Raw genomic sequence first — 14,137 nt, 5'->3', positions numbered from 1 at the left:
CATTCCTTCGTCGTGCTGGTGGTTGGTGAGCAGAAGGTTCAGGGCTGGCTACGGGCTTCTTGCACGAGCTTCATCAACTGCGGAGAGGCAAGGCTGAGGCCGCCTCCGCCATCGCCACGATCCTCGATCCCGTAGCAAGGGATGAGGCCGCGAATCATGTCCTCCCGGGCCATCTTCGAGGGAATATGGGTGATGTTGCTCGGATCGTCGCTTGATGTCGGGGGCAGCCAGCCTGCCGTGTCGGCAGTGGTGGCCGGCCAGTTGGTGGCGGTTGCGGCATAAGAGGGGACGTGGCTGAATGCCACCGTCGGTGCGAGTCGGGTGAAAACGCCTGAGGAACCGATCTGGTCGACACCGAACTCAACCAGATCTGCCATGCTCACAGCGGCGTACTGCTCGGCGTGTTGCGGTTCCACCACGGTGAGCGCATGCATTGAGCATCGAGTGAGTGCCGCGCCGACTTTCCAATAGCCGCCGTCTACTTCCCGGGCGGCGAGTGCGGCCACTGCGCCGATCGCTCCGAGGTATCCGGTGAGGTAGTCGTTCATCAAGACTGATACCACGGTTGGTTCGGGAAGGTCCTGTGAGTGGGTGTGCATGACACCGGTAACCGCTTGTGCGATTTGTTCAAAGCCACGCCGGCCGTGCCAGGGGGTACCGCTTGCGTAACAGGACGCCTCTGCGACTACCAGATTGGGATTGATCCGTTGTAGGCCTACTTCGTCGAGACCGAGCTTCGCCAGTGCCTCTGGACGCTGACTCGACACCAAAACGTCCGCCTCCGAAAGGAGTTCGGCAAATCGCGCGAAGCCGCGGCGCCCCTTGATGTCCAATGCGATATTGCGTTTGCCCCAGCTGACATCGAGCCACAGCGGCAGGACCCAGTCGCCGATCGGGGGTTGCACCTTGATGACATCGGCGCCCTGCTCGGCGAGCAGGCGTCCGATGGTCGGCCCGGCAACCAGGTGAGTCAGCTCGATCACCCGAACCCCTTCCAGGGGGCGGCGTAGCGCGGGACCCAGGCGACGCCCGCCAGCGGTCTTCGTATGTCCGAAATCGATCATGGGCCGAGCGGCGGTCGCCGCACCCTGCGGTAGAGCCAGCCATTCCTCAGGACTACGCACGATGCCCAGTGCCAGCCCCGCGGCCGCGGCCTCGTCCTCCAGCTGTTGAGCGGTCTTGCCGGCGGTCGCGGCCTGGATCGCTGCGGCGGTGTTGGCGCAGTTCAGGTAAGCCAGCAGGGCGTCCCGCAGATGCGGGTGCAGGCCGATCATGTGTACGTATCGGTCGTCGGCGGTGCGGTAGGTCCCGTTGTCCGGCCCAATCGGCCATGTGTCGAGCAGGGTGGCGTAACCGTTGAGGAAGTGCAGTTGGCCGGAGTTGAGCGCCAGACCGCAATGCCGCCGATTCAATGTCATCGTCTGGGCGGGCAACCCACGCACGGTGCCGATGTGCTCCACCACCGATCCGAAGGCGGCCATCACTCCCACCGCATAGTCGTGGATCTTGATCGGGCTGGGACTGTAAGACACACCGGGTTGCACGGTGATCTTGCTCGGGTCAACGGTGAACGGCAGCGCGGCGACGACAGAGTCGTAGCTGGACTTCTGAAACGGCTGAGTGATCACAAACGCACCTTCATCATCAATCACATGGCAACACAGTGGTTTTCGCGATGCACTTCGACATCGCTCCGTGAAATACCATCGTTACGGCCCCGGGCCGGCCTGTCGATGGACGTAGCGCCAAAGTGCTGCCGGTTCGCATTGTCGTCGTGAACAACGAGCACAGGTCTGTTCTACGCTGACCCCTGTGCCTGCTTCCGATGTCGACGCGCAGCTCGCCACGATCGGCGCCCTGCTCAACGGCCAGCTCGACGCCCTGGTAGCCAAAACGGTCGCCACGATCCGCGCTGAAGTGCCGTTCTACAAGAAACTGCACGTCATTCCGGATGAAGTGCTGGTGGCCGATACCAAGGCCAAACTGCAAGCGGTCTTCGACGCAATTACCGCAGGCGCTGACTTCGATCCGTCGTCGGCTGTTGCGACAGGCGGCACCCGGGCAGCGGCCGGCGTGCCGCTGTCGGCGGTGATGCACGCATTCCGTATCGCCACTCACGCCCTGTGGGAGACGATGATCGAACTCTCAGCCGCTCACCCCGGCATCAGCGGACCGGCGCTGATCCGCGCCACCTCACAGTTCTGGCGAGCACAAGACATCTACACCGACACGATGTCGGCGGCATACCGCCAGCAAGCCAGCCAGCAGATCATCGACGACGAAGCCGAACGAGCGGCGCTCGCCGAAGCACTCCTGGATGGACGACCGACCGGAGACTACGGGCTCTGGGACATCGCACAGTTGCTCCGCATCCCTGCACAAGGGCCGTATCTGGTGGTCGCCGCAGCCACGCCGACAGTCGGAAAGCAGGCCCTTCCGGGCATTACCGAGCTGTTGCGCAGCGCCGACGTCTTCTCCGCATGGCGGCTGCTGCCCGACTTGCAGACCGGAATTGCGCACATCCCCTCTACTGCGGCTCGCAACCACGTTCTCGGCGTGCTGTCTCGGATAGCACACACCGCCGTAGGGGTCAGCCCACTGTTCCATGACCTGGCCGATACGGCGCAGGCTCTGCGGTATGCGCGCATCGCACTGGAGGCGCGCGGCAGCACCGATGGCCATGTCGTCGTCTTCGATGACTCAGTACTCGGCGTGGCGGCGGTGAGCGCACCCGAAGTCAACAGGAAGCTCGAACGCATCGTCCTCGGCACGTTCAAAGACCTTTCCCTCGAAGAGCGCGGCTTGCTCGTCGACACTTTCAACGCATGGCTGGACAACGGTGGATCGATGTCGCAGACGGCTGCCCAACTGTTCTGCCATCCCAACACAGTTCGATATCGATTGCGGCGCATCGAAGAACGCACCGGACGATCGCTGTCACAACCCCGGCAGCTGGCCGAACTATGCCTGGCATTCGAGATATACCGGCACACGCCGTAACGGTCCCAGCCTCGATCGCCGCGGCTTTGATCACCCGAGACCGTTGGTGACTCAGTTCGCGACCGCGGCCGGGGGCAACAATCGCTTCAGGACATCGGTCAGCGTGATCAGGCCGAGCGGTGCGCTTGGCCTCCGACCGGATCTCGGCAGGCGTGGCGGCCGACCCCACACCGCTCGGGACGGCGCCGACACACATCCTGTCACCGACGGTGAGCGTCGAGCTGCGACCCGGCCAAAAGCAGGTACCGGCATGCGCGTCGGATCGTGCCCGTCGTGTGATCGGAACGTCCGTCACCATAGACACGAACGACTCACCGGAAAGTTCCCGGACAACAAAGGCGTCGTCCAGCCGGCCGCCCGCTCAGCGAGATTGCGCAACCCATTTCACCGATCTGTTCCGATTCCGCTTCGAAGGCACCCTATTGGCGGCGAACGACTAGACGCCGTCGACGATCTGCGCACGCTCCTGCTCGCGCGGCTCGCCATTCGGCTCGAGCCGTATCCCGTACTGGCGGCCCCTGGTGGCGGTCGTCAGCGGAATGTAGATCACCGGGCCGAGCAGCATGGCGGCAAACGACGCCAGGTACATGGGGTAAAACCCCGCCACACCGAGCGCTCCGACCAGCAGGCTTGATCCGAGTGCCACCATCCCGCACACGTTCCAGTCCTTGACCAAACCGTCTCGGTACTCGATGTCGCGGGAGGGAGCCAAGTTGAGCAGCTTTCGGCACACGTAGTAGTCACTGAGCAGGATGAAGATCCAGGTATTGGTCATGATCCCGGTGACCGCAAGAAACTCCCCGGTGTACTGCAGGATGTTCACCGGGTAGCAGGCGATGCCGGCGACGCACAACGCCACCATCCACCATTGCCGGCCAACTCGTCTGGACGACAGCGCATCCCAGGCGTTGGACAACGCCAACGAGCCGGAATAGAGGTTCATGACGTTGATGCGTACCTGGGTGATAACCGCGAAGACGACTCCCAAGACTCCCATCACAACCGCGAAGATCAGGCCGGGATCGGTTGCCGAGAGCTGGCGCTGCGCATCCGTGCCCTCGAAGTGCCCGAGCATGGTGAAACCGAGTAGCACACCGAACAACATGACGACCACGATCATCGCCAACTCGACGAACATGAGGCCCGCAGTTCCGGCATAACCGACCGAACGCTTGACGAACCGGCCGTAGTCGGTCGCGATCAACGCCTGGAAGACCACCTGCCCGTTGGCGAGGCTCATCGCCTGCCACATCGACGTTGCGGTCAGCCCGCCTTGCGCCGCCCACTCCCCCGGGCCCACCAGCACGTAGCCGTTCGCCAGCATCACCATGCCGATGACGAACAGGATCAGGAAGATCGGCAGCCCGAAGCGTTGCAGCAGATTCATGGAATGCATTCCACGCCAGGAGAAATACAGAGCCGCTGCGGCGATCACGGCGAAGACGACCGTCGCCTGGCCCGAGTCGATCGGGATGCCCAGGAGGTGACTCAGTCCGTGTGACACGATGCTGCCCTCGAACACGAAGTAGAAGACGTAGTTGACGGCATACACGATGGACGCGATCGCCGAGCCCTTGGCGCCGAAGCCGAGGCCCCGCGACAACAAGGTGAGCGACAGGCCCTCCTGGCTGGCGATGCGCATCACCAGCGCGCCGATGATCGTCGCGCCGATCACCATGTACCCCACCGGGATCAGGAACATCGGCCAACCCACCAGGAAGCCGATCTGGCCACCCAGGGCGAACCAGAACATCGCCGTGATGTTGCCGCTCAGGACAAGCAGCACGGCGGGTCGTCGCCACCGTTGATCGTCGGGCACGCGCGTGGTCGCATAACTCTCGACCTGCTCGTCCAGACTCGTCGCAGGGCCCTGGAAATAACTCTTGAGGGACAAGGATTCACCTTCTTCGTGTGGACACCCCGTGGGGTGAGACGTACCGACCGTCGGCATGACGTGACACGACGGGACCGTGTGGACGCCATGCGCGCACGTCCACACCTGTGAGGCGTCGGGTTACGAGATCGCTGCGTGACTCGATTCCTGAACGCGCCAGTCCTCGAACAGCTTGTCGGCGTCGCGCACCGGCCCATCGGGGCCCGACAGCGCGCCGTACCAATGCGGCAAGCGCATGGTGACGAGATCCTTGCGGCGGACCACATTCGACGGGTAGACCGAAGCCGCGTCCCGCGTGTCGATCCGCACGGCGGCCACGCCCTCCTGGCCGGCCAACACCTGTTCACTACGTGGGAAGGCGAAGGTATCCGGGCCGAACACGCCCGAGCACCCGCCGCCCCCGTCGGCGTCCACGGTGTTCGCGAAGGCAAGGTAGACGTTGTTCTCACCTGCTCGCACCCGCATGTGGTGCCAGTGGGTCAACGATGGGCCGGTAGGAATCGGATAGCTCTGTCCGACTTTGCTTCCGTTGTGGCCCAGCATGATCCGCTCGCGATTGTCGGCACTTCCTGCGATCACATCGCAGGCGTTGAGGGCGAGTATCCGGCCGGATTCCGGTAACAGCAGATCGTCGCCATGCAGCAATCCGACGCGGCCGAGCGGGATATCTGCATAGGTCCAGGCCGAACCCGCGTCGAACAGTGCATGTTCACCGTCGCGGAGGTGGATCTTGCGGTGCACTGCCTCGATACCGTCGGGACCGATCAGGACCATTGAGTTGTATTGTCGGCCATCGGCCGGGTCGCACTCTGCCAGACCGACGACCAGCCAAGCCGATGCCGCAGTGGCCGCCTGCATGAGATGTCCGACGACTGGATCCTGCAGCGTCACCGCCCGGGTGGTCAGCGACAGCTCCGGAAAGACGACGAGTTCTGCACCGCGTTCGGCGACCGACGAGCTGAAGAGCCGGCTGATCGTGGCGAGATTGACATCCAGGTCGGCGACCGGTGCGAATTGCGCCACCGCCACCGTCGCCAACTTCCCCTCAGGCAGTCCACGGTGGCCGTAGAGACCGAAGAAGTCCTTCGGATTCCACAGGTAGCTGTTGATCTGCAACTGACGGTAGAGTTCGGGCCGCCGCGCGCGGAGTGCGGGACGATCTGCCCAGTCGGTACGTGGGGCGTCGACCGTGATGGTCGCCGTGGCGATCCCATCGCCCGAATCTATCTGGTCCAGAATGGTGGCGTCAGGTGCGATGATGCAGCTCCCGCCACTGAACTGCACACCCCGCTCCAAACCCCATCGATTGCTTTCGATGAGGTAGCAACCGTTTTCGTATGCTCGGGAGATCCAGTACGGCGCTGGGGTTCGTTCGGCCAACCAATTGCTGAGATGACAGATCACCTCGGCGCCCCCCACCGCGGCCAGTCGTGCCGTCTCCACGAAGTGGATGTCCATACAGATGAGCACGGCGACGCGCCCGATCTCGGTGTCGAAAACCTGGTGCCCGAGGTTTCCCGGGGCGGCCCACTTGGGTTCCGCGATGTACCCGTGCGTTTTTCGGTGCTTTCCGATGAGCCCATCAGGACCGACCAACGCCGCAGCGTTGTAGAGCAAGCCGGTCTCCTCATCACGCTCCGGCATCCCGAACACGATGTGGCAGTGGTGTTCGCGGGCAATCTGAACGAAACGCTCCGTGGTCGGACCGGGCAACGGCTCTGCCATCCGCTCAGCCTCGTGCTGGTCGAAGAAGCAGTAACCCGTGGTGCACATTTCGGGAGCGGTGATCAGTTTGGCGCCGCCGGCGGCTGCGCGGGTGACCAACTCTGCAACGCGGTCGATGTTGCCCGCCTTGTCGAACAGTGTCGGCTCGAACTGAATGGCCGCGACCTGAATGTCTTTCACGTGTGCACCTTTCCGGCCGGGAATCTGCGCCCCGATCCGCTCGTGATCGAAAGCACACGCTAGCCAGCCGGACGGTCAATGCTGAAGACATCCTCGTTACGTTTACGTTAACGATATCGTGTTATGTTACGTCGACGTTACATACACCGTCTTGAACTGCGCATTTATACAGATGCAAACTATTTAACTTTCGCGTTGTCGAGGGCCGCCCGCCGGCCGGGCGGCCTCAGCCGGGGATGCGTCAGGACCAAGTCGTCCAGCAGAGCGCGCAACACCCGCACGCGCCCCTGCCGCGAGATCTCGCGCGGAACGACCTCCCAGTAGTGTCGCGTGACGGCGAATTCCCTTGGCAACAAACGAATCAGGGTGTCGTCCGCGTCACCGATGTAGGTGGGTAGAGGCGCGATACCCAAGCCGGCGCGCGCCGCCTGGTGATGTCCGGCGATGTTGGTGGTCTGCACGCGGGCACGGATACCGGGTAGCAGACCGCCCAGGAATCGCAGCGGGGCGACGTCGAGCAAGGCGTCGACGTACCAGATGACGACGTGTGCGGCGAGGTCATCGAGACTGCGCACCTCGGCGTGCTTTCCGACGTACGCCGAGGCCGCGTAGAGGCCGAGCTCGTAGTCAGCGAGCGGACGCACCACACCCGCGTGGGACGAAGGTTCCTCCAGGGTGATGGCCAGATCGAAGTCGCGCATCGTGAGCACACCGTGTGCCGTGGCGGTGACCACCGCAACCTCCAGGTCGGGATGTTCGTCGATCAGCGGTCGTAGACCCGGGGTCAGCAGATAAGCCCCGAACCCGTCCGAGGCGACGATCCGCAACTGTCCGTGCAGGCCCTGGTGCCGCTCGGAATCGTGAAAAGCCGACGCGACAGCCGCGTCGATGGCCTCGGCGTGCGGCAGCATGCGCCGGCCGGCGTCGGTCAACTGCCAGGCACCGCTGGAGCGATCGAACAAGCGCTCTCCGGACGCTCTCTCCAGGCTTGCAATCCGGCGGGTCACCGTCGTGCGGTCCACCCCGAGACGCCGTGCGGCATCTTGCGGAGAGCCAGAGCGCGTCACCTCGAGTAGGTAACGGAGGTTGTCGGCAGAATCCATAGCCCCATCATGCCGTGCAGAAGTGCACGAGCCTCGTGCGGATCTGGCTGTTGACTGGTGCATATTCGCCCAGCAGGCTGATAGCGATTCCCCCTTCGGTCGGTGCGGGCCACTCCCGCGAACTGCTACGAACCGAACCAGCAAGCACGAACGAGGACACCTATGACCCATGTGACACATGCCATTTCAGTGCCGCGGACCATGAGGATCGGCGGCGGCGCCGTCGCCAGAGCCGGTGAAGTGCTCAACGACCTCGGCGCCCGGCGCCCCCTGATCGTGACCGATGCATTCCTGGTCAGCACCGGCCAGGTCGACAGACTCGTCGCATCGTTGGAAGGCGCCGGGGCGAGTGCCGCCGTGTACTCCGACACCGTGCCCGACCCGACCACAGATTCGCTGGCCCCCGCCAAGGCGGCGCTCGCCGAACATCGGGCCGACAGCGTCGTCGGTTTCGGTGGAGGCAGCCCGATGGACACCGCCAAAGCACTTGCCGTGCTGGGCGTCAATGACAAACCGATGCGTGAGTTCAAGGCGCCCAACCTCTACAACGGCCCCGCGCTACCGATCGTGGCGATCCCGACCACCGCCGGCAGCGGATCGGAGGCCACTCAGTTCACCGTCATCACCGACAGCGCCACCGACGAGAAGATGCTCTGCATCGGGACGTCGTTCCTGCCGGTCGCCGCGATCATCGACTACCGCCTCACCATGTCGATGCCGGCGCGATTGACCGCCGACACCGGTATCGACGCGCTCACCCACGCCGTCGAGGCATACGTCAGCCGCAAGGCCAACGCGTTCTCCGACGGTCTCTGCCTTCTTGCCATCCGAGCAATCGGTCAGAACATCCGGCGGGTGGTCACCGACGGGAGCGACGAGCAAGCGCGTGCGGCCATGATGATCGCGGCCACGCAGGCCGGAATGGCGTTCTCCAACTCCAGCGTCGCCCTGATCCACGGAATGAGCAGGCCGATCGGGGCGCATTTCCATGTGGCACACGGCCTTTCGAATGCCATGCTCTTCCCTGCAGTGACGCGATACTCGATCGACGGCGCCCTGGATCGGTACGCCGACTGCGCGCGTGTCATGGGGATGGCCGGCGAGCACGATCCGAGCGCGGCCGCTGCCGCGAAGTTCGTAGAGGGAATATCCGAACTCTGCCGCGACCTCACCGTGCCGACACCCCAGCACTACGGCATCTCTCGCGGCGACTGGGATCGGCTCATTCCGACCATGGCCGAGCAAGCACTGGCCTCGGGGTCACCGGCCAACAATCCACTTGTCCCCGACGCCGATGACATCGCCGCGATCTATGACGAGATCTATGCCGGGTGACCGAGCCCGGCCGCGCCCCTAGGCCGGGATCCCACCTTTTCGCGGGGCGGAATCCGCCACGTCCCGCGCCAAGTCGCACAACGCCGTCAGCTTCTGCAGCTGATCTTGGTCGTACAGCAGGTCACAGCGATCGACGGTTTCGGCCAGCTGCCGGTGGGAGCTGGCGCCACGCGAGGTCAGCCGGAGATTGATCTTGCGCCGGTCAACGTTGTCCGTCCGGCGATACACCAGGTTGTTGGCCACCATGCGGTCGACGATCTTGGTGAGTGCCGATGGCGGAATCGATGTCGTCTCGCTGATCTCGGACATGGCGAGCGCTCCAGAGCGCTTGAGGCAATCCAGAATCCGCCACTCCTCGAGGGTGCACCCCGCTGCGGCGAGCACCTCGCGAACCCGCTCCAGCAGCGAGTTCTGGATCGCGCTCAATGCCAGCGCAGCCTGGCTCACGGTTCCCAACTGTCGTTACCTCCCGCCGTGGATTACCGTAGCGGGTGGTTCAGGGTAATCGAACGACAACCCCGACCTGGTGGTGGAAATGGACCGCATGGACAGCAACGCACGCACGGAATCAGACGCCGTCGTCGTCGGCGTGGTCAATCCGCTACAGGGACCGCTCGGGATCATCGGCCCGTCGGCGCAACTGTGTGCGGAGCTGGCAGCCGAGGAGATCAATCGCGATGGCGGCATACTCGGCCGCGAGGTCAAACTCGTGCACATCGACGGCGGTGCGCAGGTCCACGAAGTTCGAGCCGAGGTGCTTGAACTCGCCATGGCAGGCAGAATACAAGCGGTCGCGGGCGTACACACGTCCACGGTCCGGGAAGCACTGGCGTCGGCCATCGGCGGCGCGATCCCCTACATCTACAACTCGTTGTACGAGGGTGGCGAGCGGCGCCCGGGCGTTTTTGTCACCGGCGAGACGCCGGAGACACAGCTGTTGCCCGCGATGACACTGCTCGCCGGAGAGAGGCGTATCTCCCGCTGGGCGTTGGTCGGCAACGATTACGTGTGGCCCCGCGGGACCGCCAGCGCTATCCGGGAACATCTCGCCACCACAGGATCCGGGATACTCGTCGACGAGATGTACGTTCCGCTGGGCACGTCCGACTTCGGCGCACATCTCGACCGACTCGAGCGTTCGACCGCCACGGCGGTGGTCGTTCTCCTGGTCGGACAGGACGCCGTCGAATTCCACCGGCAGTATGCCGAACGCGAGCTGGACGCCAAGGCGGTGCGGCTGACGCCCTTGATGGACGAGAACATGCTGCTGGCGGCGGGCGATCACAGTTGCCGCGGCCTGTATGTCGGCGCCGGCTATTTCTCGTCGTTGTGCACGTCCGACAGTCTCGACTTCGTCGGGCGATACGCCCGACGGTTCGGCGCCGACGCGCCCTTGGTGGGGACGATGGGTGAATCGTGTTACGAGGGATTGCACCTGCTGGCCGCGCTGGCCCGTACCGCGGGCACCCTTGACCTCAACCTGGTGAACACGCTGTCGAATTCGCTGGTGTACGAATGCGCCCGCGGCGTGCAGCGCCTCGACGCCGGACACACGGCCCTCCGCACGTATCTGGCCGAGGCCGACGGGTTCGACTTCAACGTGCTCACCGAGATGACTCCTGTCCCCCTCGGTTGAAACAAGAACTGTTCGGCATCCTCGACCCTCGAGGGGTCACAGTTCGTAGACGTCGACGAGCCCGTCCTGTACCGCCCGGGCAATGAGGGCGGCCTTGGTGCTCGCTGCGCGCCCGACGGCGGCGTACTTGGCCCGTATTCGCTGCAGATGTGAACTCACCGTGGCACGTTCGATATCCAGCCGTTCAGCGACATCCTCTTTTGTGCTGGCGTGACACCACGCGATGAGCACTTGCGACTCTCGGTGCGTCAGGCCGGGAAGCATGACGCCGGTCGCGGACATCTTCAGTTCGGCAGCGGTACGTATCGTGACCGCCGCGTATCCTGCGGGGTGGCGATCGCCGACGACAAACGCGTCCACCCCGGCGCCGAGACAGCGTAGTACCGCGGCATCGCTGAGACTCGTTCCGAAACAGACGACGCGATACCCGGCCGCGCAAATCCTGCTCAGGGCTGCGACGTCACCGTCGTCGTCGAAGGTCTGTGCGACCACGACGAGATCGATTCGCCGACCGGCGGAATGGTGGTCGGACTGGATGAACTCGCCCAGCGAGGCGTGCACGGCCAGCACGGCGACCGAGGCGCCCAACTCCTCCAGCCACCCGTAGATGCTGGCGCAAATCCGTTGCGGCGGTGAGCATACGACGACAACCGACATTGGCGACCGATAGCGGTGGTCCTCGGCCATGCCGACTCCTTGGTTCACACCCAGCGCTCACTGGCTGTGGCCCGCTGTGCGCCGTACCCGATCCGGCGAGTGCGGTGGCCAGCACAGCACAGTCGTGGGCACGTGTCCTCGGCATCTGAGAAAGGCGGGCCGTTGTTCGCTGTATTTCAAGATCATGATGACATATCTCCCCCTTCCTGCACGTGAGTAGTGGACTACCTAGTTGCACTCTTTCGTTGCCCGATTCACTGGATATCGTCGTACTGAGCGGCGTCCGGACACGGTGAGCTACTCGCAGGCGTCGACCGAATCTGCGTAGCGCAGCCAGCCCGGAAGGTCGGCAACAAAGGCATTCTTGATGGCAGGCGCACCCGCCGTCCGCCAGTCCACCCAGTCGTTGATCTCGATCTCGAACTTGCGCCATTCGAACCAGTTGATCATCTTCAGCTGCGGGAAGCGCTGGCGCGTCTCGGCAGAGAACACCTCACGCCACCACGCCTGTTTGACCGCCAGCTCGGACTGGCCGGTGCGCGAAGGGGTGAAGATGGCGGCGGTTTCGACGATGGCAACCGGCTTGTGGTGGTCGACGCCGTAGACCTGATAGAAGTCGGGCACGCCGCGGTCGTCACCGGCGGTGCCGTCGTAGGTGCCGGTCAACATGTCGATGAACTTGTGCGGTTCGGTGACCTCGTTGTTGCCCCAGGGGCGCCGGTTGCCCCAGTGGTAGAGCGATACCCCGACCCAATCGACGTATGCGTCACCAGGGTAATAGGGCTCATAGGAGTCGTCTGCCATCGTGAGGACGCCGTCATGGTCGGTATCGAGTTCGTGGTAGACCTCGGTACCTGGCGCGGCGGCGAACTTGCCGCCGGAAAAGGGATATCCGCCACCATAATTGGGCGCCCACATCATCGCCGATCCCGGCGCGATCTGATGGACCGCATCGGCGACCTGGCGGAACACCGCCTTGTAGTGGTCAGGCTGCTGGCCCCAGGCATACCAGGACCCGTTCATCTCGTGGGCAAAGCGAACGACGACCGCGACCCCGCTGTTGTTCAGGTCGAGCAGGTCATAGGCGAGTGTGCGGATCACCTCGGGACTCACGGTGTCGAGTCCGCCGTGCGGTTCCAGTGTCAAGAGCAGCGCCCCGCCGTTCTGCTTGATCTGGCGGGCCGCGCTCTTGGTGTGTTCCCATGTCGGCCGGTCATACGGGATGTCGGAGAACTCCACTGCCACAGCCGGCGCATGACCCATGTTCGCGCGGTGCTCATCCAGCGTCTCGGACTTCCAGTCGAGGTTGACCCCGAACAGCACACCGTCCTTGGGTATGACCGCACTGGCGTTGCTGACCTTGCACCGCCCGAGTAGCAGTTGCAGCGGCCGGATTTGCGGTTCGATGACGATGACCGAGACGACGGCCAACACCATCGCGATCAACGGCACGATGACGTTTTGCCCACGGCGCCGTCGCCGTGTGGGGTGACCGCGGAACTCCGGTTCGTCATCGGGTCCGGCCGAGTTCGGGAATGTGCGAACTCCGTTGTCGTGCATATCATATGTCATGCTCAGCGCCTTTCATCGGCCCAAGTCGAATGACCGGAAGCGAATTCGCGACCATGCGGTTCGCCGAACGACTTTCTCGCCCTTGGCATTGCCTGCGACGATCTCGGTGCTGGCGGCCATCACCGGCTGCGGCCACACGGCCGCCCCCGTCGCCGGACCGAGTGCGCCTCACTGGGTCGACTGGGGGGTGTTCCTGCCCGACGACGGGGCTCCGTCCAGCAATCTGTGGACGGTACGGGAGATGACCGGTTCGCAGCCGCGCTATGTGATGCGATTCGCCTCCCTCGACGACCGCACGCCGATCCCCGAACTCAACGTCATCGCGAGTTCGGGTGCGCAGCCGGTACTGACGCTGGAGCCGTGGGAGCCGGGCGCGGGAACCGACCAACCCGCCTATGCGCTGGCGCGTATCGCTGCCGGCGATCTCGATCATCAACTCGACACGTGGGCACACAATCTCGGCGAGTGGGGCCAGCCCATCGTGCTTCGGTTCGCACACGAGATGAACAGCGACCACTACCCGTGGTCGATCGGGGTGAACGGCAACTCGGCCGAGGATTACCGGGCCGCATGGGCCCATGTCCGGCAACGCTTCACGCAAGCAGGGGCGACCAACGTGTCGTTCATGTGGTGCCCTGATGCCCCGGGTGAAGGATCCCAGGATCTGGCCGGCGCCTACCCCGGTGCCGATGCGGTCGATCTGCTGTGCTTGGACGGCTACAACTGGGGCGATGGCGGCGGGCACACGTGGCGGGGTCCCGAGCAGATTTTCGCCGAAGGTCTGCGCCAACTTCGGGCGCTGGAGGGCAACCGTCCGATTGTGATCGGTGAGACGGCCAGTGTCGAAGGGCCCCAGTCCGGCACCGACAAAGCCGCCTGGATCGGCAGCCTTTTCGAGTTCCTCGCCCGCGAGGACAGGGTCGCAGCGGTGATCTGGTTCCAGATGGACAAGGAACGTGACTGGCGCTTGAACTCGTCCGGTCAATCCCAGAACGCCTTCAAGCGTGCTCTTGCCGATCGGCAACGGTCCTGACC

At 64.0% G+C, this 14,137-nt stretch carries 12 protein-coding genes; 5 read left to right on the top strand and 7 right to left on the bottom strand.

Annotated features, from left to right (window positions below):
• Positions 1 to 38 precede the first annotated feature (38 nt).
• Positions 39 to 1,628, bottom strand: coding sequence for a CoA transferase (locus BN977_RS29290; RefSeq protein WP_036403517.1), 1,590 nt, complete (start codon positions 1,626 to 1,628; stop codon positions 39 to 41).
• A gap of 184 nt (positions 1,629 to 1,812) precedes the next feature.
• Here BN977_RS29290 and BN977_RS29285 point away from each other — a divergent pair, with 184 nt between their 5' ends.
• Positions 1,813 to 3,000, top strand: a complete 1,188-nt coding sequence (locus BN977_RS29285; RefSeq protein WP_084172715.1) for a PucR family transcriptional regulator — start codon at positions 1,813 to 1,815, stop codon at positions 2,998 to 3,000.
• Positions 3,001 to 3,436: 436 nt separating this feature from the next.
• On the opposite strand, the gene BN977_RS29280 is transcribed toward BN977_RS29285, so the two are convergent.
• The 3 genes from BN977_RS29280 to BN977_RS29270 all read right to left on the bottom strand — a co-directional run bounded on the left by BN977_RS29280 (position 3,437) and on the right by BN977_RS29270 (position 7,902).
• On the bottom strand, positions 3,437 to 4,894 hold the full coding sequence (locus tag BN977_RS29280) for a purine-cytosine permease family protein (protein WP_036403512.1): 1,458 nt from the start codon (positions 4,892 to 4,894) through the stop codon (positions 3,437 to 3,439).
• Between the two features lie 120 nt (positions 4,895 to 5,014).
• Complete coding sequence (locus BN977_RS29275; RefSeq protein ID WP_084172713.1) at positions 5,015 to 6,799, bottom strand: nitrilase-related carbon-nitrogen hydrolase; 1,785 nt, start codon at positions 6,797 to 6,799, stop codon at positions 5,015 to 5,017.
• Positions 6,800 to 6,978: 179 nt separating this feature from the next.
• Complete coding sequence (locus tag BN977_RS29270) at positions 6,979 to 7,902, bottom strand: LysR family transcriptional regulator (protein ID WP_036403509.1); 924 nt, start codon at positions 7,900 to 7,902, stop codon at positions 6,979 to 6,981.
• 171 nt (positions 7,903 to 8,073) lie between these two features.
• On the opposite strand from BN977_RS29270, the gene BN977_RS29265 reads away from it, so the two are divergent.
• Positions 8,074 to 9,237 (top strand): iron-containing alcohol dehydrogenase, encoded by a 1,164-nt coding sequence (locus BN977_RS29265; RefSeq protein ID WP_036404842.1) that lies wholly within the window; start codon positions 8,074 to 8,076, stop codon positions 9,235 to 9,237.
• Positions 9,238 to 9,255: 18 nt separating this feature from the next.
• On the opposite strand, the gene BN977_RS29260 is transcribed toward BN977_RS29265, so the two are convergent.
• Complete coding sequence (locus tag BN977_RS29260) at positions 9,256 to 9,684, bottom strand: MarR family winged helix-turn-helix transcriptional regulator (protein WP_165576383.1); 429 nt, start codon at positions 9,682 to 9,684, stop codon at positions 9,256 to 9,258.
• A gap of 97 nt (positions 9,685 to 9,781) precedes the next feature.
• On the opposite strand from BN977_RS29260, the gene BN977_RS29255 reads away from it, so the two are divergent.
• Positions 9,782 to 10,873 carry a substrate-binding domain-containing protein gene (locus BN977_RS29255; protein WP_036404836.1) on the top strand — a complete coding sequence of 364 codons (1,092 nt, stop codon included), beginning with the start codon at positions 9,782 to 9,784 and terminating at the stop codon, positions 10,871 to 10,873.
• A 36-nt stretch (positions 10,874 to 10,909) separates the two neighbouring features.
• Here BN977_RS29255 and BN977_RS29250 read toward each other — a convergent pair whose 3' ends face one another.
• A complete protein-coding gene (locus tag BN977_RS29250) occupies positions 10,910 to 11,560 on the bottom strand; it encodes a helix-turn-helix transcriptional regulator (protein ID WP_084172711.1) in 651 nt (216 codons plus the stop codon).
• Between the two features lie 267 nt (positions 11,561 to 11,827).
• Entirely contained in the window at positions 11,828 to 12,853 is a 1,026-nt protein-coding gene (locus tag BN977_RS29245; RefSeq protein ID WP_234709686.1) for a glycoside hydrolase family 26 protein, read from the bottom strand.
• Positions 12,854 to 12,866: 13 nt separating this feature from the next.
• Between BN977_RS29245 and BN977_RS33405 the strand changes: the two genes are divergently transcribed.
• Complete coding sequence (locus BN977_RS33405) at positions 12,867 to 13,022, top strand: hypothetical protein (RefSeq protein WP_234709685.1); 156 nt, start codon at positions 12,867 to 12,869, stop codon at positions 13,020 to 13,022.
• Positions 13,023 to 13,067: 45 nt separating this feature from the next.
• The gene (locus tag BN977_RS29240) at positions 13,068 to 14,135 is read left to right on the top strand and encodes a glycoside hydrolase family 26 protein (RefSeq protein WP_131590234.1); all 1,068 of its coding nucleotides are present in this window, start codon (positions 13,068 to 13,070) and stop codon (positions 14,133 to 14,135) included.
• Positions 14,136 to 14,137: the final 2 nt, after the last annotated feature.

Origin of the sequence: Mycolicibacterium cosmeticum, assembly GCF_000613185.1 — a bacterium.
Classification (GTDB): Bacteria; Actinomycetota; Actinomycetes; order Mycobacteriales; family Mycobacteriaceae; genus Mycobacterium; species Mycobacterium cosmeticum.
This window is presented reverse-complemented; position numbering and strand designations above follow the sequence as displayed.